Annotated in this window: 20 protein-coding genes; all 20 read right to left on the bottom strand. The window is 44.4% G+C overall.

The features are described 5' to 3' along the window. Window positions 1-6: 6 nt before the first annotated feature. The 20 genes from ACQ93I_RS09145 to ACQ93I_RS09050 all read right to left on the bottom strand — a co-directional run bounded on the left by ACQ93I_RS09145 (window position 7) and on the right by ACQ93I_RS09050 (window position 19,465). On the bottom strand, window positions 7-1,875 hold the full coding sequence (locus tag ACQ93I_RS09145) for a hypothetical protein (RefSeq protein ID WP_431698234.1): 1,869 nt from the start codon (window positions 1,873-1,875) through the stop codon (window positions 7-9). Next, a complete protein-coding gene (locus ACQ93I_RS09140; RefSeq protein WP_431698233.1) occupies window positions 1,850-4,456 on the bottom strand; it encodes a hypothetical protein in 2,607 nt (868 codons plus the stop codon). Before ACQ93I_RS09140 ends, ACQ93I_RS09145 begins: the two co-directional genes overlap by 26 nt. Then, window positions 4,457-8,656: a phage tail tape measure protein gene (locus tag ACQ93I_RS09135; protein WP_431698232.1), complete on the bottom strand. Its 4,200-nt coding sequence runs from the start codon at window positions 8,654-8,656 to the stop codon at window positions 4,457-4,459. A gap of 65 nt (window positions 8,657-8,721) precedes the next feature. Then, entirely contained in the window at window positions 8,722-9,339 is a 618-nt protein-coding gene (locus ACQ93I_RS09130) for a hypothetical protein (RefSeq protein ID WP_431698231.1), read from the bottom strand. Between the two features lies 1 nt (window position 9,340). Then, window positions 9,341-9,676 carry a hypothetical protein gene (locus tag ACQ93I_RS09125; RefSeq protein WP_431698230.1) on the bottom strand — a complete coding sequence of 112 codons (336 nt, stop codon included), beginning with the start codon at window positions 9,674-9,676 and terminating at the stop codon, window positions 9,341-9,343. After that, window positions 9,673-10,218, bottom strand: a complete 546-nt coding sequence (locus ACQ93I_RS09120; RefSeq protein ID WP_431698229.1) for a hypothetical protein — start codon at window positions 10,216-10,218, stop codon at window positions 9,673-9,675. The genes ACQ93I_RS09125 and ACQ93I_RS09120 overlap by 4 nt, the downstream gene beginning before the upstream one ends. Before the next feature lies 1 nt (window position 10,219). Continuing rightward, window positions 10,220-10,765: a hypothetical protein gene (locus ACQ93I_RS09115; RefSeq protein ID WP_431698228.1), complete on the bottom strand. Its 546-nt coding sequence runs from the start codon at window positions 10,763-10,765 to the stop codon at window positions 10,220-10,222. A 134-nt stretch (window positions 10,766-10,899) separates the two neighbouring features. After that, window positions 10,900-11,337 (bottom strand): hypothetical protein, encoded by a 438-nt coding sequence (locus tag ACQ93I_RS09110; protein WP_431698227.1) that lies wholly within the window; start codon window positions 11,335-11,337, stop codon window positions 10,900-10,902. A gap of 11 nt (window positions 11,338-11,348) precedes the next feature. Then, window positions 11,349-12,752: a hypothetical protein gene (locus ACQ93I_RS09105; RefSeq protein WP_431698226.1), complete on the bottom strand. Its 1,404-nt coding sequence runs from the start codon at window positions 12,750-12,752 to the stop codon at window positions 11,349-11,351. Next, on the bottom strand, window positions 12,749-14,620 hold the full coding sequence (locus ACQ93I_RS09100) for a hypothetical protein (protein ID WP_431698225.1): 1,872 nt from the start codon (window positions 14,618-14,620) through the stop codon (window positions 12,749-12,751). Before ACQ93I_RS09100 ends, ACQ93I_RS09105 begins: the two co-directional genes overlap by 4 nt. Window positions 14,621-14,622: 2 nt before the next feature. Further along, window positions 14,623-15,126 carry a hypothetical protein gene (locus tag ACQ93I_RS09095; protein WP_431698224.1) on the bottom strand — a complete coding sequence of 168 codons (504 nt, stop codon included), beginning with the start codon at window positions 15,124-15,126 and terminating at the stop codon, window positions 14,623-14,625. 228 nt (window positions 15,127-15,354) lie between these two features. Beyond that, on the bottom strand, window positions 15,355-15,543 hold the full coding sequence (locus ACQ93I_RS09090; protein ID WP_431698223.1) for a hypothetical protein: 189 nt from the start codon (window positions 15,541-15,543) through the stop codon (window positions 15,355-15,357). Between the two features lie 158 nt (window positions 15,544-15,701). Then, window positions 15,702-15,899 carry a hypothetical protein gene (locus ACQ93I_RS09085; RefSeq protein ID WP_431698222.1) on the bottom strand — a complete coding sequence of 66 codons (198 nt, stop codon included), beginning with the start codon at window positions 15,897-15,899 and terminating at the stop codon, window positions 15,702-15,704. A gap of 67 nt (window positions 15,900-15,966) precedes the next feature. Further along, window positions 15,967-16,134, bottom strand: a complete 168-nt coding sequence (locus tag ACQ93I_RS09080) for a hypothetical protein (RefSeq protein WP_431698221.1) — start codon at window positions 16,132-16,134, stop codon at window positions 15,967-15,969. A 42-nt stretch (window positions 16,135-16,176) separates the two neighbouring features. Then, a complete protein-coding gene (locus ACQ93I_RS09075) occupies window positions 16,177-16,566 on the bottom strand; it encodes a hypothetical protein (protein WP_431698220.1) in 390 nt (129 codons plus the stop codon). Then, window positions 16,563-16,742 carry a hypothetical protein gene (locus ACQ93I_RS09070; protein ID WP_431698219.1) on the bottom strand — a complete coding sequence of 60 codons (180 nt, stop codon included), beginning with the start codon at window positions 16,740-16,742 and terminating at the stop codon, window positions 16,563-16,565. Before ACQ93I_RS09070 ends, ACQ93I_RS09075 begins: the two co-directional genes overlap by 4 nt. A gap of 48 nt (window positions 16,743-16,790) precedes the next feature. Next, window positions 16,791-17,243, bottom strand: coding sequence for a hypothetical protein (locus ACQ93I_RS09065; protein ID WP_431698218.1), 453 nt, complete (start codon window positions 17,241-17,243; stop codon window positions 16,791-16,793). Next, window positions 17,240-18,142 (bottom strand): hypothetical protein, encoded by a 903-nt coding sequence (locus ACQ93I_RS09060; protein ID WP_431698217.1) that lies wholly within the window; start codon window positions 18,140-18,142, stop codon window positions 17,240-17,242. Before ACQ93I_RS09060 ends, ACQ93I_RS09065 begins: the two co-directional genes overlap by 4 nt. Next, entirely contained in the window at window positions 18,139-18,447 is a 309-nt protein-coding gene (locus ACQ93I_RS09055) for a hypothetical protein (RefSeq protein ID WP_431698216.1), read from the bottom strand. Before ACQ93I_RS09055 ends, ACQ93I_RS09060 begins: the two co-directional genes overlap by 4 nt. 13 nt (window positions 18,448-18,460) lie before the next feature. Beyond that, a complete protein-coding gene (locus ACQ93I_RS09050) occupies window positions 18,461-19,465 on the bottom strand; it encodes a DUF6712 family protein (protein WP_431698215.1) in 1,005 nt (334 codons plus the stop codon). Window positions 19,466-19,467 lie beyond the last annotated feature (2 nt).

Here is a 19,467-nt window from a genome sequence, read left to right as displayed (position 1 = left end):
TTCTTACTAATCCACTCCGTCACATTCTAAAGATACCATCCAAAACCACCGGCTGGTATTTTTTTTGCTCACTCTTCTTACAATGAAGCTTCGGCCATACGCTGCAATTTTGGAATCCCTGGAGATCTTGCCGGCAAGTTCGGGGTATACTTCAAATTCCCATTCAAAACCTTCGGCATTGATCCTGAAATCAAGCCACTCCCGCCAGTCACTTTCGTACACCGCAGGAACCAGAAGGTTTGAAGCGTCACGGCACAGGTTTAGGTCGTTCACAAGGCCGGGGTAAATAGCCAGGATCAAAATGTTGTTTGCATCGGTAAAAAGGTGTGCCGTGTTTACAGGGCCTTTCTGCTTCAAGGGAAGTGGCAGCCCCTTAATGGTGATCTCCTGGGTGTCTTCCCGCTTCACAAAAGAGGATGTTCTACTCCCCGTTGCATCCACAAATACTTTTTCGAATTCGTATTCTTCCGAAGAAATATCCTGGAACTGGAGAAGAAAAGTATTATCCTGGTAAAATTTTCTTACCGGATATTTCACTTCAAAACCCGAAAGATCCACAACCTGTGCAGTTTTTATTTGGTTCTGGATCTTATTCATCTCCACGAAACCTTCCCCAATAGCTATATCATAATTTTTCCAGTTCTTGACAACCTTCAACAGCTCCCCAAAAGTCATATCGGGAACGCATTTTTGAAGGTTAATTTCTTGTGGAGACACAAGTGTTGGTACCAGGTCACCATTTTGATCGTAACCTGCAATTTTGGTAATGGTAAGATCTAAAATTATTGCTTCGGGATCCTGGTTCTCGTCTATCTTAGCATAAGGCAGCTGCTGACTCGTAAATGTAAGAATACCAGATCCGGCTTCTACAGAGATCTCTACATTCCTGTCAATGGAAAAATAGTATTCCCTATATGAAACATATTTTTTTGCTGCTTTCCATACGCTGCGCCCATCAAGCTTAATTTCGGCCACCGCAGTGTTCGCTTCACTTCTTAAAATTGCGTTCCCTGCTATTTTATAAACGCCTGGGGAATCAAGTGTGATAGTTTTAGAATAATTCCCCACTTCTACATCTACAATAAAAGGTGCCACAAAAGCCTCGATCATTTCAAGATTGTCATATTGATTTGCCTTGACAACCCATTCACTTCCTCCTTCAGAAGCTGTGCTGTAGTAATCTGAGATCATGGGAATCACGGCATCTTTTAAATCGGGATCGGTGAGGATCTCACCTCGAAGCTCTAGTCCTTTTTCTGCAAAACCTTGTGCGATCACATATAACAGGTAAGGGAAAGGCTGCATGATATTCCTGTTGATTTGCTCCTGGGTGTTTGTGTCGAATTCATTGACCAGGAAAGCTCCTCCGGAATAATTATTTAAAATGCCTTCAAAATACTGCCATTGTGCTGTGCTCGTGTCAAATTTATCGACGATCGCCTGTGGGAAGTTGTAATTAACTTCAGGATAGGTCTTATTTAAAAAAGGAACAGCAAAATCTGTAATAGGAACCGTCAACTCTTCGCGCTCAAGGTCAAGTTCAGAAAGCTTCTTGTCATAGTTGGGAAACTCCTCAAATCCATAGCGGAATTTTCCCTGTGCCTTTTTTCCCTGTATGCGCTCAATCACCAACAAGGCCTCCGGCTCTTTCCCGAAGAGCTCGAGGTACCCGGGAAAAGTTTTTGCACTGCGGGCTGTATTGTTATGGGTAATCATTTGCAGCGCAGCATCGAGATCATCAGTAATATCAAATTCAACCGGGAAAGAGTACTTGGTGAAAAACTGGTCAGAAAACCAGTGATTCTCCTCCACGATGTTCAAATTGAGTCCGTAAAGATCAAGCTCAAAGTTAGAGGCTGTAAATTTCAAGTTCATTTTCGCGGTTGATTATAAATTCTACATCGTACTGGTAAAGATCCCTGGTGGAATCATGGTTGCTCATTTTCATATCTACAGGCCTCAGGGATATTTCCCGGCCATGGTGCACCAGCCACACATGTTGTGCATCGGTAATGGCATCGACAATAAGCTGGTTGGATCTTAAGATCCACCCGGTATTGATCCTGAACCGCTGCTCTTTTCCTGTCTCCAGGTTCTCTATATGCTCAACCAAATTTTTGTAACGCCTCGCCGAAGTCACTTTTTTATCGGTGAAAAACTCATATTCCCCCGTAAATTCAAATGCCTCCACTACATTGTATTCATTGAGAAATACCAAGTGATTGCTGTGCTGCTGCGAGGGGAACATCAAATACTGCTGTACATGAATATCGGCCAGCCTCACATCAATAACATCCCCCGGGCGAAAGTCCTTGAAGAACATGGCCAATCCAAAAAGGGAATCGTTGCCAGGGGAATGTGGTAGGGTCTTAAAAAGGGCATTATTGCGATAGATTTTTATTTCATGCTGGGAAAACCGCCGCGCAAAATTGAAAAGGAGCTGTGAATTTTCGGTAACCCGCACAGGCCCTGCTTCAAAATTTAGAATGCCGTAGTCATCACTGAATTTTTTCGGCTTCCGGCCACGCACAAAAAGAACCCCCTCAAAATTCTCATTTTCGGCAACTATGCCTGTGGCACGCTCTTCAATGTCCAGGCTAATGTTTGCACTGGCCGGGCGGTAATACTTATAAATTTTGAAGAGTGGGTATTGGTTTTCCTCCAGGTTATAATGCTTAAAACCTATTTGCGAAGGTGCATCCAGCGCCGCAAACCTTCGGGCAACAATGTCGCCCAGGTGAATCTTAAAGCGGTTGTTGAAAAAGGTGCCTTTAAAATTAAGCTCGGTAAGCGAGGGAAAACCTTTGAAATTATAAGCATTCACTTTTAAATTACAGGAAGCACGATTTGCAGGGTTGTCGCTGTACATGTAGGTGAATTTCTTATTGTCGTGGGTGAAATTCAGGTTTTCAGAAGAAAAACCTTCATCGATACTTTCCACAACTGTTAGGGTGACCGGCACTTCTATCTGGGCCGATGCCGAAGTGATGACAATGTTTCCAAAGTACTCGCCCGAAACAAGATTGGCAGCATTGATAGGCTGCACTTTGAGCATTTTAAAATAGAGACCGGAAAGAGGAAATACCTGCAGCCAAAAAGGATGCTCCACAGTAAATGCCTGGGTGGAGATTACCTCGAGATCCTGGGGAACTGCAGCTTGAATTCCTTTTATGACAAAAAATTCAAGAGCCTCTGGATTAACGAAGATGCCGTGCTCCTCAAAAATATGGGCATTTATGGTACCATTAAAATACTTTCTGTTACGAATTCTTCCTCCCGATGATCCAAGGGTGCCCAGTTGAAAAGAACCGCTAAACAAGTTACCAACATGTGCGTCCAGCGAAGCAGTAGCCTTCACTGTTAAATTTTGACTGCCTGTCCCGTGATAAATGCGCCGGTTGTAAATGGGTGCCTGTTCAACAACATTGCCACCCGTGACTTCAAAAACATTAGGAAGCGTAAAGGCAAAATTGCTACCTGTAATAACCTGAATTTCCTGCCCCGCAAGCGGAAGTTCATTCCTAACATGAGTTAAAACAATATTCTCCAGGTTTGCTGAAATTTCATCCTCGGCCAGGATAAGCAGAGAAAAAGGAATTTTATAACTGGTTATAGCCCGATCTGTAAATCCCGAATCCACACGCACCCCGTGAACTTCAATAAGAAGATCCCAGGTGAACGTTCCGGGCTCGACATATCCCAAAACCGAAAAATTGGTAGTAATGCTCCGCAAAAGTTCGGCCTCCAGGAGATTGTCCCCTGGATAAACCACGTTGACATCACCGGTTAATGAGACGATGCCGTAATTTGCGGTATTGCTGGAAGAAACCCAGTTGGCCACCCGGGTCTGAATTTTGAAGCCACTGTATTTTCCCTCTGGCTGCGAGAGAAAAACATTTTCCACCTGGACCTCAATAGGAACAGGCGCAGGCGAAGCAGCACCCACCACCGAGATCACATTAACAGGAGCTTCAATATTTGAACTCCAGTCTTTATAATAAAGCTCATTTTGAGCTACTTCTGCAAAAGCCTGCTCCTCCAGGAGTAGAATGTTGTATGGAGGCACCGGGGCAGGATAAGCGCCACCGAGATCCTGACAATAAACTTCATCCACATTGACTGCGGTGGCTGCCTGGTCTATCCAAATCTCAAAAAAAGCCTGGGCAGTAGTGAACTGAATCCTGTTCGTAAAAGACAGCTGCGTCTCAACACTCACAATCCCCTGCAGGTTTTTCACCAGGTAACTGTAGATCGCCGCATCCTTGGTCACTAGTTCTACCACAGGAAGCGATACCTTTTCCATCCCCTGGATCATACGGGAAAGATCTCCCCCGGCCATGAGCTTTGTTTCTGAAGCGGGGAATGCACTATACACAGCATCAAATAATTTGTTGCAGTGTATGTTTACCAGCTCATTGCTGAAGACTTTTTTTACTGAATATTTATCGTAGGCCATTTATTTTCTGTTTTCGTTTCTCAGATTATCATAATCTTTCAGGTCATCCCTGATTTTTTTGGTATTCTCCATGTTCCTTACCAGGTAGGCCGGTAAGCCTGAATTTTCGAGCCTTTCCATCACTGAAGAATTCCTATCCAGGGCTTTCACAAAAAGGATATAATCTCCGGAAGGTGATTCACCCGAAGGCCTTGGACCCTCACTCTCCCCCTTTGGGGGCTGGGGGGAATAATATCCTCCCTCGTAACCTGGAACCCGGCCAAGGCGGCCAAGCTCCCGGTAAACCGAATTCTTCACATCTGGATCCATCTTTGCCCAGGCGCGGTCATCAATAACCATCTCGGGTTTACGCCGTTCCCCGGCGAGGAACAACGTAGGCTTGTCAACCAAACCGCTGCGGGTTTCCCCACCATAGGCTGCATTGAACATCTTTCCATCCTGTTCACGCTGAACGGGGTAAAGACCGGTCTCATATCCTTTGGCGGGCAGCGGAGTGGTAGCAATCATAGCCATTTGAGCAAGCCCCATAGCACTGGCCACACTAGCCATAATTAAGCCCATAGGCACAAAAGGTTTCGTCTGGAGGGCGTTAATGACAGCTAAGGCAGTTCCACTGGCAGCCTGTGCAAGGTTCATAGCACGTTCACGCTTGGCCGCCTTATACTCGAGTTCTGCTTTTTTTCTGGCAGCCTCTTTTTCCATGGCCTCCACGGCTGAATTGTACTGGCGTTGGTTAATATAACCGGCATCGAGCTGACGGCTTAAAGATTCTTTCTTCTTTTCCTGTGCCTGCTCCCAGTTTCGCAATTCTATTTGCTCCCGCTTGTTCATGTAATCACTATACATGGACCAGGCACCCAACATGGTTTGAACGGCAAACTGGGCAGCCTCAATTTTGCCTGCCGTGGTATCGAGGTTGTCGAACATGGAAATCCACTGGTCTGGTGACATGCCCAGGATATCCACACCCGAAGCAAAATCACCGGTAGCCGAAGGCTCCCCGCCTTTACCGGCAGAGGACATTTTATTGAGAAGATCTGATAGCTTAAGGTTTGCCTGGTCAAGGAAATCCAGAAGCGCCTCTTTCTGCTCAGGGGAAAGCAGTTCCAGGTCAAAACCTTCAAAGTTGCCACTTTTCATGATGGCGTTCATCTCGGAAATTAATTCCCGAAGATGTTCTTCCTGCCTTTTAGATTCTTCCTGGTTAAATTTTTCCTGCAGGGCTTTTTTGGCAACTTCATTATTGCCAAGGGCAGCCATTTCATTGTTGTGTGCAGTTTCCCGCAACAAGGCTTCCCGCTCATATGCTTTTTGCTTGTCCTGGAAATCTTCCTCCAGGCCTTTTTGGATGAGCTTGCCAATCTCCAGCTGGTGAAGTTCTTCTTCATACAGCATCTGGTTATTAAGCTCGGCATTTCGCTGAAGCCATATTTCTTTGGTCTTACTCAGTTGATCAACCTTTTTACTATCGCCTGCAGCTTCAGCTTTATCGATCTCAAGATCCAGGTTCATGAGCTCTGCCTCCTCAATCATCTGCTCGCGAAGCTTCTGCATCTTGGCAGCATGATTGGCCTCAGAAAGAGCAATTTCCTTTTGAAAGGAATCGCTAATGAGCGTAGCTTTTAACCTATCATTTTCTTCCTGGATCCTGCGAAGCTCTGCCTCTTCTTTTTTGGGATCTACTTTGTATTCTGCTTTCTTCCCTCCGGGATCATTCTGTGGTCCAGGAGTTTTTACGGCCATCCATTTACCATTGGTGAACCTGAAAAGCTGCTCCCCAATTACCTGTGTATCTCCTTCTTTGGGGCCTTTGGGTTCATTATTCCCATTCGCCTGGGCGTTTTCTTTCAGCTGTAACTTGTATTGCTCCTCAATGATTTTTAGCTCTGCCTTAGTAGCTTCAACAAATTCTTTTTTATTCTCAATGGCCGTCTGAAGGTTCTTGGACATCGATTTATAAGGATCATTAAGAGAAGAAAGGTTATTCCAAAGCTCCTCATACCACTTGATATTTTCCTGCAATGAAGATCCTTCAGCTTTTGCCAGCTCCTCTGCCTTGGCATCTAGCTGAGTTTTCAAGGCCTTAGCCTTGGCAGCTCTCACCAGGCTCTCCACATACTTATCGAGCGAGGTAGTTGCCTCCTGCGTATTGATGTTCTCCAGGGAAAGGTTGCCCAGGTATTCCGGAGAAATTTCATTGAGTTTATTGATGGCCTTGATACGCTCTTCCTTGCTGATCTTCTCATCCCTTGCAACTGCTAACAAGCCGTTGATCTCATTCACTTCAGAACGTGTAGTCCTAATCGCTTCATTCTGGGCGTCATTAAGAATAGACTGAGCTGTGGCGGCTTTCTCTGCATTTTCAGAAAAAGCATAATAGGCAGCGACAAGACCACCTACTACAGCAACTGCAGCCCCAATAGGGTTGAGTGCCATCGCGGCAGTTAAAGCCCGGTAAGCCGCCACGGCCTTCCTTATGTTCCCGGTAAGCAGCGCCTTTGCAATGGCCAGGGATTTAGTGGCAATTTCCTGGGCTATAAGTAAGGCATAATGAATCCTGGTTGCTGCGCTGGCCCTTGCCGTCCAAATTGCTGAAAGCTGAATAGCAGCTTTATAACTCAATACGGCAGCAACGAGGACAAGAAGCACTTTAAAAGCAGCCAGTAACCTTTCTCTCCAGATCTCCACTTCCCCCGTAGCATCCTCTGTAGCTCCAATAAATTTTGCAAAGGCTACAGCCCAGCTCTCCAGGCGGGAAACAATAGCTTCACTGGCAAACCAGCCCATCACCTTTTTATTGATCTTGTCAATGGTGGCGGCGAAGTTGTTATTTTTGATGTTATATTCTTCGGTAAGGGAAGTGGCTTCAATAAGGGATTTGTTTGCAAGCTCCTGTTTTTCCCGAAGCTTATCTGTACTTCCTGCCAGGGCAGAAAGTGCCTGAGCACCACGCGCCCCTCCCACATCGATATCCTTAAGCTTTTGAACCATGACAGAAAGACCTTCATTATTCCCGTTCAAGCCTTCCAGGAATCGTATCATGGCTTCATTAGAATCTGTCTGCAGCAGGTTATTGAAATCCCGCAATTCCATTTTTGCAATCTTGGCATAAGTTGCCGGATCATCAAAAAGATCAAGCCACACCTTGTTCATGGCCGTGGCTGATACTTCCACGCTCTGCCCAATTTCGTCAAAGGTCGCAGCATACCCAATGTTTTGATCGGCTCCTATCTTCGCCTGTTTGGCAATACCTGCCTGCCTCTTGAGATAATCAACCAAAAAAGGTGCAGCATTCGCACCGGAAGCTGACACCTCGTTAATTGCAGATCCCACGGCATTCATGGCACCGGCTAATTCTTTTCCTGTTTGAGTTGTAACACCATAGATGTCGGTGATTTTCCCCACTTCCTTGATCTGCTCGTCAGAAAGATCATCTCCCAGGGCCACTTTCATCTGGTTCATTTGCTCCACAAAATCCCCCAGATTTTTAACCCCGGTAACACCAAGTTTTCCGGCATCGGCAGCAAGATTGAGCAGCTCAATCCTTGCTGTCCTGGTCTTCATCATTCCAAATGACCTGGTAAGTTCATCAACTTCCTCCCGGGTCATGTTGGTGGTCTTCATGACATCTGCCTGGGAATCGGAGAGTTTCCCGTTGAAGTCGATCACCTTTTGAAGGCTCAATACCACCCCGGTACCGGTTGCGATCACAGAAGTAGCAAGAATGAAATATTTGTTGAAGCCCTGGGCCAGTCTTGAAATAGAAGATTCTGCCTGGTTAGCACCCAGACTCAATTCTCTCATCCTGGCATTAATGGCCTGGAGCTCTGCTTGCATCCTTTTGTGAGCTGCACTTCCGGGGATCATGTTTCGCAGCTCCAGCTTTAGCATCGATGCTTTTTTACTGAGCTGCGCCATGGTTAGGCCGGTGATCCCTATTTCTTTTTGAAGTTCTTTTGTCCTGGCTTTGTTTGAAGACAATGCCAGGCTGTTTTCTTTGATGCGGGCAGTGAGGTTTTTATATTCGGCAGACTCCTCTTTGCCCTGGGCCTTGAGACGTGCTTTTTCTGCACGCAGATCTTTATTCTCCTGGGTAAGCTTTCGGGTAGATCGCTCCAGTTCAAACATTTCTTTTTGAGCTTCATTTCCATTGATCACAATGGAAAATCTCATCTCTTCGTCTACAATTCTCTTGGCCATTTGGGGTAATGTTTAGACAAGTTTACCCCGAAGAATAGGTTTAAGGTGTGACAACAAGTTAACTGCTAGAAAAGCGAAGTTTGCCCGACGGGAAAAATGTGAGTTTTTACGGGATCTGCTTTTTGCCTTTCCTTCTTTTTGAACTTCACAGGGCCTTCGTGCTGCATCTTTTTAAGGAAGTACCCGTCTTTCATCACGCGGTAATAATATCGCCGCAGGGTCTCATTCTCGAAGCCATACTCGTACAGGTCGTACTCAATAAGAAAGAGATCTACAGCCCTTCGAATTTCACCGGCATCATTATCGGTAATATGACCCTTCACAAAAAACATCATTGATGTCCTGAAGATATTCTCCAGGTGATCATTGATTAGCTGCACCCCAACCTGGGGAAGACGCAACCAGGTATTATTCCCCGAGGAGCATTTATAAAACTGTCCAAAGAAATTCTTTGACTGCTCCCTGTCCTGGATGGAAAGGTACATGTGGAATTTTTCGGCCTTGGCAGGAGAAGGAGACTGCTCAACCAACATTCTAAGGATCCTGCCCAATGGTTTTTTTGTGGAGATCTTTGCAGCCTTCACCCTCTTATTGAGGTAGAGCGCTTCTATGCCTTCAAATTCTTCAAAGAAGAAAGGCACAAGGTGAGGAGTTATGTGTACAGGAATGACACTTCTACTCATGCTATAGTTTTGGGTTTAGCTTAAGATAGCTTTCCATCTTCATTTGGCGCCTAATACCAATGGTATCGGCCAGTGAAAATGCCTGGTATACTTTGCCATAGAATTCCCCCGGCAACTCGGCGGGCTGGACGTACATGAAAAACATTTTTTGTTCATGAAGGTTGCGTCCGTCTGAAGACACAAAGTACTTCACACTCGAATTTATCGAGGTCAACGTGGCCGAGTCTCCCGATATTTCGGAAACCGTCATTACTAATTTTGCCTTTCTAGGCCATTCAGGTTTTGAAGAACCGCATGAGCAGGCAAGTAAAATGAGGAGCAGGAATATTTTTTTCATGGTTGGGAAGTTTTGAGTGAATCGTAGTATTTTTTCTTCATGCGTGCCCACTTGTCATCGGGGATGTAGTAGGGATAGGCAGGAATGGCCATGAGGTCTTCATAGATTGGATGGTCGTAGCTATAGCCGGATGCATTTACATGTTCCTTTTGCCCGGCGGCATGTTTGAGTTCGTGGAGCAGGGTAGCATGGAATTTCCTGAGATTGTCAAGGAGTGAAGAATCGATTTCTATCCATTCTTTGTCTCCCTTAATGACATGTTGCCCATATACTTTTTTGATCATGGCAGGCCTGTCATTGGTCGCGGGAATAAGAATAAGCGGAATATCAGTCACTATGATGCTGTCAAGCCGGTGGATCATTTCAAAGCTTCCTTCCTGCCGCAGGTAGTTCTCGGCCACGTATTCTTCCAAAATTGGATAAACCACATCTGGAGCGTTGGTGTACAGCTTTTGCCCGGCGGCTGGGAGGGAGGCAAACATACATAACCCTAAAATTATTCCCAGGGACAGGCGGTTAAGTAGAGGGGCGGGTTTTTTCATATCAATATTTTGCCATGAATTCTTTGGAGGCGATGATAGTTTCGTGCTGCACTAAGGCTTTTTTCTGAAAAGCGATCTTGTACTTCGCTTCATCTATGCCGCTGGCCATGGCGTGGGCGCAATGCTGCTCTTTGGTGAAGTCAAAAAAGTTTACCGCGGCTACCAAAAATTTACCGGTGCTGGTAAGGTTCTTCAGGTACTCGTTCCAGCCAAGCACTTCACTAATGGTCTCGTGCGTGCGGCCAAAAGCAAATATAGAGGCGTCTTTCACAAGAACATCATTGAACAGGCCGGCAAAAGCAACATTGCCTAACTGATCTATCGCAATGGCTATACCCACGAAGAACTTCCCGGTGCCCGAAAGTATTTCGCGGGCCTTCCTGTTATCCCGGGTGAAGCTCACCCATACCTTCCAGGGCATTGCCACTATAAAAAGCGGCACGAACAGCACAAGAGCAAGGATGATCAAAAAGAGGTTGCCAAGCAGGCTGCCAATGTTGAATGCGGCTTCTTTTAGCCAGGCGATTTGAGGTGTGGGTTTTTTCATAAGTAGGTTATTTAAAATCGGTACCGGGAGATTATCCCAGGTCTTCCTGGTTTTGTTTTTTAGGGCTTATCCCAAAATTTTCTTTATCAAAAAAAAAGGAACTGTTAGGGTAATTCCGGGTACCGAGTTATTTATCATTCAATTATTGGTTCTGGTGCAACTTCAGTGGTGGTATCTACCATTTCAAGATCTGCCGGATTAAGAGCATAGGCATAAGGCGGCTTCACCTGGTTCTCATAAATAGTTGAGAGGGCAATCACGTGTCTAAACTTATCTGTGAAATTGTCTCCGGGTGCTATTGTCACATTAAACTGGGTGAATAGCGCATTTACCTGTTCGGGGGTACGGGTTTTCTTCTTGTATTTTTCTCCATTTTGTTGTAGGAGGGTAGGGTAGTAATAAAGAGGTGTCCCCGGTTCAGGATTTTGGTAGGGCACTTGTTTATATTCCCGAATGGATACTATCCATCTATTCTCGTCTTCTTTCCATTCAAGATTTATTGACATGGCGAGAATAATCATTTCACTGTCTCGGCCCCATGGAATAGGTGCAGTAGTTCTTGTTATATTCATTTTTTAATTTTTTATTCATGAAAAAAGAATCCTTTAGGTACATCTATACCTCTCCAAAATTTTAAATTATCAATAGCTCCATCCAGCCAAAAAATGTTATCCCAAGTGGCGCAGCCTATAGCAAAATCTTTTGAACCCGTTGCCCAGTTACCAGTCCATTCAGTAGAAAAAGTGTTTTTAACTATTTTATTATTTATAGCTAAGGCGATTACACCAAATTTCCTTATGGTAAAAACCGAAATTTTAATCCATGATCCAGTAGTTAGAGTAGCTGTATCTATGCTTATCTGCTGTTGAGCTCCTCCAGAATGCCAAATCTGAAATCTCAATTGATTACTATAAATAGATAGTTGATATTCTAACCCAGTAGAAGTGCCATCTCTTTTATTAAAAATCCATCCATCTTTGAAAGAATTAAACTTTACATAGCAGGAAGCCATAAAATCAAAGTTGGTAACTCCATCAAAATAGTTGAAGGCTGAATTGTGCGGATAGGTTAATTTCCCCCCTGAAAAACTTAGAGCCTTATCAAAGACTCCTTGCACCCCATAGGTATGAGAGCCCGTAGGAGTCGCGCTGAATCCATTAATACTTTCTACTGTTGGAGCCGCTAACTCATTAAAATTCCAGTGAAAAAGTAAATCGGTAGTCAAAGGTTGTGCAATAGGTGCAGGAGCGATGTTATAGTCGTCAATCTTAGCTTGAATTTCGGCTTGTGTTAAGGCGACATTTTTGCGAATCGTCCAGCCTTCGTATTGAGAAAAACCATGAAAACCGTAATTAGAACTCCAACCAATTGTATTGATGGCTACAGTAGCAGTGGTATTATTAAAATTATTTATTGGGTTTCCAATAGGAATTTCTGAAATCAGTAGAACACCATCAACATATAATTTTACACAATCGGGCCAATTTTTATCAATAACTAAAGCGAAATGATAATTCTTGTCAATTTCTAATGCTATTGTGGTTTCAGTTATGAATGATGTTCCATCATCTCCAAAAGCAAATCCCCTTAGTTTTCCTTCGTAGTAGGTAATAGCCCAATCACCATTACTACTTGCATCGTTTCTTTTTTCTATTAAGACTGCTCCTTGGTTAGTTTGGTTCAATTCGGACACTGAATGAAATTTCAAAAATCCCTCCACTGTAAACTTTTCAGAAATATTGAAATTTCCATGATGCGGAATTATCGCATAACTTCCTTTTGTTGTTTGCGGGTTGTTTAAAAAAATTTGGCTTCTGTGTTTTTTACCTAAGCAATTAACCAAGGTTCCAACAGTATATCCATTAATTCCTCCTGTGGAATCAACTAGGGTATTACCTGAAGTTTCCGCGAAATTATAGGTACTTATTTTAGGGGTATCAATTACCTCACTTCTTTTTTTTCCGTGTATGTAATCCGTTGCTATCATGCCGTCACATCTCCATAAATTGATAATCTACCATCATCTGGCCGCTCAAAAAGGTGAGCCATTTTTCGGGCTTCTAAAAGAGTTCCATCCGGAGCATCCAGATCATCTCCCGGAGTCGCTGCTTCATCTATAAATTGCACTTGGCCGGCTTCAGAAGTCGCTGTGTTACATTCAAAATCACCTCCAAGGCCCGCAGCGGGATAGGTAATGGTGACATTGGCAGTAACAAAAAGCTTCTTCTTATGATGTGCTGCACGGGATAAGACTGTATTTGCAGCAATAGGAACTACTCCGCCGACGCTCTCCAAAGCCGTCAACCTGTTCTCATGCACCAGTACATCTTCTTCAACAGCATCTATTTGCAGAAGAAGATCATTTTCCAGGGCTAGAAGGGCAGCATTCAATTCGGCTTCGGTGACTCCATCTACTTCAGTAATACCTAACTTATCTTTAATCGCTGTTTTTTGAGCTTCAGTTAAATTATTGAAGAGATTGGAGAGGCTTCTATCTGCAAAAGTGTTTTCAGAATAAGCCTTCAGCTCTGCAATCACCCGCTCTACAAATCCCACGGTTGCAAAATTCTCTGCCGCCGGAGCCGAACCGTCGTTGTATTTTATTTCGTCCAGGAGAATGGTGGGAACCACCGCAGGATCTCCATGATCAAAAAGGAATGATACGCCGGTAACATCTATGAGGCTAACTGCAGGGATCTTAATGGAAATAAACTGCCAGTCGGTAGTGTTGGTTACATCATAGCCGAAGTTTTGAAACTGTGGCAGTAAAATAGTGGTGGTTTGCACATTGCCGTTAACAAGAACGCTCCCGGTAAGGAAAAAGCGAAATCCGCCAGAACTACCCGCCGGCAATCCTGTATCGACCAGGTTCTTTATCTTAAATGTAAGCTCGGTGAAGTTGCCTATAGGAATTGCTGCTTCCGGAGTAAAATGCAGAAGATCATCAGCTAGTAAATTTGTTCCTTTTATGCAAACACCGTCTTCACCTTCATTAGAAGTTAAATTCCATCTTACACCACCACGAATAATAGTAGCATCGGCCTCTCCCCCTACAATACCTGAGTTATTAGTGTAAATCTTTTGCAGGGTGACACCTTCGGGAGTTGCGGCACCGGAGGATAAGAGGATCAATCCGCCATCGGGGATAAGCTGAGTAGCTGTATCAATGTTTGGAGCAGAAGGATTGACCGCCGGTTGCCCCTGCGCCAGGGTAATTGTTCCATTTGAATTAAGCACAATAGCTGCAAACTTCTTTTCCCCTGCAGGAATATCGGCAGTTGTAGGAGTTAAAGTTGCAGTGGCCGAAAATGAATTTCCGCCAAACTCAAAGTTTGAAAAAGGCTTCCATGTGAGTCCGCCCTGGTAACCGTTGGTGAAGTTGTTTACTATAAAGCCGTTGAAAGTTTCAGGGGTGCCACCGCCAGTGCCTTGAGGAAAAGCCCAAACGCCGGCAACACCGTCTTTTGTGCCGTAGTACTTGGTGCCGGTGGCTTCCAGCACGGCACGAATGTTTTCGGCTACTCCTACATTAACTTCGGGCTGGTCTTTAACCAGGCCATCCTGTATCCATTTTTTATTGGTATTGTCCCAACGGCAAAAAATATCATCGCCATCAACTACTCTTAAATGAGCGTAAGACCCCGGTTCGGGGAGAGGATGCTCTTCCTCCAGCTCTTCAATAAAATCGAATTCGCCTTTGTACAACGCGCTTTCTTTGCCCAGCAAATGGTTGATCACCATAACCAGCAAGTTGAACTCTTCGGCTGTGGCATAGAACCTGGTAGGCACGCCGTTAAGCTCGATCACCCTTTGGGGATCATCCTGCTTTAGTTCTATGTTAAAATTGAGTGACATTTTTAAGAAGCGTTTAAGAAATTAATAGGAATAGAGTGTGGGAAAAGTCCGGCGTTATAATCTGGTAAAAATCCGGTGGGAGAAATGGAGGTGGTAATGAACTCCACCGCAGTTAGTTGTTCATTGCTTTTGATCTTCACCCGGGGCTTTGCGTTCTGGAAAAAGTCGTTACGGCCAATGAGTAAAACACGCCCGCCGTTGAGCTGCACCATTACAAATTTCGCTTTCCGAAATTCTTCAATACGTTTGGCTCTTTCCTTATCATTGCTGGGAAACTGGATACTTACCTTGATCTGGTAGTAGTCACCTGCAGGCGATTCCATAAGATCTTCAGAAAAGCTAACGGTGCGTTTTCCAAAATAGACAGATTGTGCATTGCTCTCCAGTAAATAGGAATCGTAAAAAGGCTGTCCATAATCGGCATAGGAAGGAACAGGTACCGCAGAAAAATCCAGGGCAATTCCACATATATTTGACAGATTTGGAACCTTTTGGCTTAAGATCATTGTAGGAAACCTTTTGCCAAATATATATTAAAAAGTTTGCACAGGTGTTAAATAACGTGTGACAAAATGCACGGGTGCATTATTAAGGGTGAGGGGAAAGAAAAAAGCCCCAATCGGGGCTTTAGTAACTGACCACTCCATGTGGCTATTAGGACCATAAAAGGTGACAGGATTCGAACCTGTAATCTTAATTACCCAATCTCAGTCAGCGAGCGGAGTCGAACCGCATTACTCGTCAATTTCTTTATAGAAATTTTCTTCGTCCAGCTCACAGCTGGCGTACTGGTCGTCGTCGACCAGGATAAGATCTTTTGTCCCGGGATTTAATTTCCAGAGACTTCCGGCTTCCACCTCGATGCCTTCACGGCTCTCCAGGTCGGAGTTGTTTCGGTAAAACTTTGCTTGAGTATTTGACATGATACTTTAAAAAAGGTGGAAGGCGCTGTCGGGCTACTCAAGCAGAAAACTGCATTAATTGACCCCCGGGCCTTACGGACACCGGACACCTTCCATGTTATTATTCCTTTTTTAAACATCTGCTTGAGTTATTCGACAGATGAAAGGTACTAAAAAGATTAGGAAGATTCGTTAATGATATAAATGAGAATGGCCAATGCAATGCAAATTATAGTAATCCATAAAAAGAATTGGAGGGTGTTTTTAATACTGCGAAGGCTCGAATTAGCTTCTCGTTGAAGTATGATCCTGGTGTAGATCAATTCACGATCGCTTCGCTCTTCCAGTGGTTTTTGGGTGAGTTGGTTAATATCCATTTTCAATAAGGTTGTTGCTGGAATAAACTTACAAAAAAAAGCAGTGGTAGGGTACACTGCTGTGCAATTACATAAAGAGCCTGCGAAGTCTGCTGGCGAGTAGTAAGACACCTACCCGTTCTTCATGACAATCTGCATCTTTACTTGAGAGGTAAACCATTAACAGGTTGTCCAGGGTTTCCAAATGGTTTTCCCGGGAATCAATCTCATCCAGTTCACGTAACAATTTTTCCATGTAATTAAGTTTTAAGGTTAAAAAAATCGAACCTAAAATTTACTACAAAGAATTGTCTATGTCTCCTGCTAATTGTTCCTTGACGGCTTCGGTAAATCCAAAGTGAAGCCTTTTGATAAGATTATTGGCATGGCCATACAAAATACGGTTGTGGTTGGGATGACTCTTTTTACGAATCTTGCCTTTGGATTTTGTGTTCCTGGTCTTCATATCCACAAAACGGTGCCGCGGCATATGATCATAATGCATCTGGTTGCCGGAGATCGTGAAGGTTCTCTTATCGTACCAGTCGGCACTGCGAAAACCCCGGCGGCTCATGAGGCTGGTTTGTGCAGCTTTAATGTCTGTTGCTTCCTCCCTTAGTTGCTCCTCTACGAAACGGCCTTTTAGAATGGCTTCGGAATGCTCACTACGACGATCTAATGTATTCATTCGAGTTTAAATTCAAGTTTGTCCAGCTTCCACAAGATCTCCAGCATTTGCCCCACACTGGGTTCAAAACCGTGGCGGTAATGGTATAACTGATCTTTAGTGAGACCTGCCTCACGACCTGCGCTGCGCTTGTGAATTTCTTTTAAGAACAGCTCCCTTATTTCTTTTTCTTCCATTTTGTTTGGCTCTAAATACTCGCATAAGATACGAGTTTTTCACGAGCTTTACAGCGGAGTATTAAAGAAAAATTCAACGCTCCAGCCATTGCACCCGGCCAAACCGGTTTCTGGCTGAATGCTCATGTTCTGGGGATCGAGGTACTGGTTAAAATCACATGCGCCATAGATCTTTTCATCAATGAGCATCCTGGTGAATTCAATCGCGGTCTCCTGGGTACGTTCAAAAATGTCGAGCCATTTATCCTGGACAGATTCACTGTATTCTGTTTTCTCCAGGAAGAAAAAGCCCAGGGAATTATTCATTTTCACATTGTCCTCATTCCCTGAGCTGCGGGCATCGGGCATTACGGCAATCAGGATCTGGTTATCTTTATTTGAAAGTTTATTGAGGTAATTGACCAGTCCGTCTTTCTCAACAACAACAAAAGAGGACTTCACCCCGGCCAATTGCTCTTCTTTCTCCTTGACGTATCGCCTGAGTTCTGAAACTAATATCATCTATTCTTGGTTTTAGCTATTTCTTCCTGCCTCTCACGCTCGGCCTGCGCATCCAGATCACTTTTCCTAATATCGTAGATCCTTAGGATGGTTTCCCAAAAATTGGTTTTCCGCATCTCTTTGAGCGGGCCGAAGACACCGCTGCCGGCAAGCTGAAATTCGATGCTCTTCATTCCTATGCCCGGGATCTTACTTTTTGGTTCGGTTTCCTTCTTCCTATCCTCAGGATCCTGAAATAAAATAGAAAGATCGAGCTCATTGCCCTGGTAAAAAATGGTAGCCGAAAATAAATAGCTCTGGAAACTGGCAAACAGCAGGAAGAAGCCATAAACCTCTCCAAAATGGCATTTTTGGATGTGCTTTAGGTACCGCCCGGCTTTCTCACGATCGTACTTCTTTCCCTTTGGCAGGTAGAAGATGGCCATAAGCTCGTAAAACAGTTCTTTGCTTGGCTGGTTCTCGATTAGGTAATAGATCTCCAGCGCATCCATGTATTGGCCCCAGGTAATATTTTCAAATTCATCTGCAGGGCCTACAAGATCATAATCGCCTGACCTGACCTTTTTGATCTTATTGTCTATGTAGTAGAGCTTCAGGTTTAACTTATCAACTTCCTCATGCTCATCCTTTTCAAAAAAAGCATCTACATAACAAGACAAGCTAAAGAGGTTGCTGTACATCTCCATCCTCTCGGCATCAAGAAGATCTTTTGCAGAACCCTTTTCAAGATCGAGAAGCTTATAGAGCATTTCTATTCTGAAATCTTCATAGGACAGCTCATTTTGCTGGTACCGGTAAATAAGATTGCAAGCCTCCCTGTACTGCCGGGGATCACATTCCCCCAACTCTTCAGGAAGTTTCAAAAACCTGTTGGTTTCCTGGATCTCAAGAGTGATCATAAGCTGATGCGTAGGTTTTTGGAAAACTTGATATTCAGCTCACGAAGCCGTTCCCCGTGAACAGCCATCACCGTTTCGTAGATCTCGGCCTTGTTCTTTCCCTTGATGGGAATGTATTTCCCCGAGGCATCTTTCCGCAGGTATTTGCGAAGGTAGAACCTGAACTCCTGGAGGAACTCCATACGCTCCTTTTCCTGGTTGACTACCGCATCCTTAAGCGTCTCATTGATTTTTTTGATTTTACGCTCCCTGCTCCATGGCCAGAGGTTAAGTAAGAATTGCCCGATTTGTTTTAAAGCTTTCATTTATGTGGTGGTATTATGTTGATACAAAATTGTCATCATCATCAAATTCGAAGTTCGGATCTGTGGTGAATTCTGTTGCCGGTTCGTCTATGGTGTTAAGTGCTTTGATGTGGCTCTCAATAGCCTGAAGCACTTTTTCCGCGTCGCCTTCAAAAGATTGAGCGGTAAGTTCTGCCTCCATTTTTTCGGGAACCTTGGTATTCTTCGAGTTGACCCGTTCCCCGCTGTAACGCTGCAAAATACCTTCAGGCAGGAGCGACACGCGAAGCCTGCGTACTGCCCACGCGAGAGCGAAGAATACGCAAGCTTCTTTAATAAGCTCAAGTAGATCTTTATCCAGGCCTTCTTCAGAATTTGACTTTAGAGCCGTTTTGAGTGCTGCATCCCTGGTTTTGCCTATTCTTGGTACAATGTGAAGCCGCTCGCATTGTGAAAGGCCCGGTTGAAGCTTTAACAACAGAAGACGGGAATTAATGGGAAAGTATTGATCAAAGTCAGAAGTGCTGCGCACATACAGGCGATGGCTTTCCAGGTATGCATCTGTAGCTTTCCATTTTACCTCTCCTTCCGTTTTTACCGTAGGATCAAGTTCATCCAGGACAGCCAGTAAAGCATCAACAGCTCTATAGTAATCTTTCTCCAGGGCTTCATCGCTGCGGTTGATCATCCACTCCCAGGCTGCGGTCTGGTTATTCTCATTCCGCATCTTGCGCCCGTTGGTTGTGAAGTTTACATCTCCTGAAGGAGCATAATGACGAACTGCATCCAACATAATGGCATACCTGGCATTGTAAAGCAGATAGGCTTCATCTTCGGTTAGCGGGGTTTCCTCCCCCTCGACTTGTGGTTTGGCGTATAGGCTGTAGAAATAATCATAGGCAGGCTGGCCAATGATCGATATGATTTCCCTGGTTGCCGTGAACAGCTGACTTTTGATCTTATTGATCTCGATATCTGCATCCAAAAATCCCAGGAGTTCTCTAGGCTCTCCCTTACCGTCTGTAAATAGTAGTTTCATAG

Origin of the sequence: Salinimicrobium sp. WS361, assembly GCF_050750585.1 — a bacterium.
GTDB lineage: Bacteria > Bacteroidota > Bacteroidia > Flavobacteriales > Flavobacteriaceae > Salinimicrobium.
The sequence above is the reverse complement of the archived record's forward strand: the minus strand, read 5'-3'. Positions and strand labels throughout refer to the sequence as shown.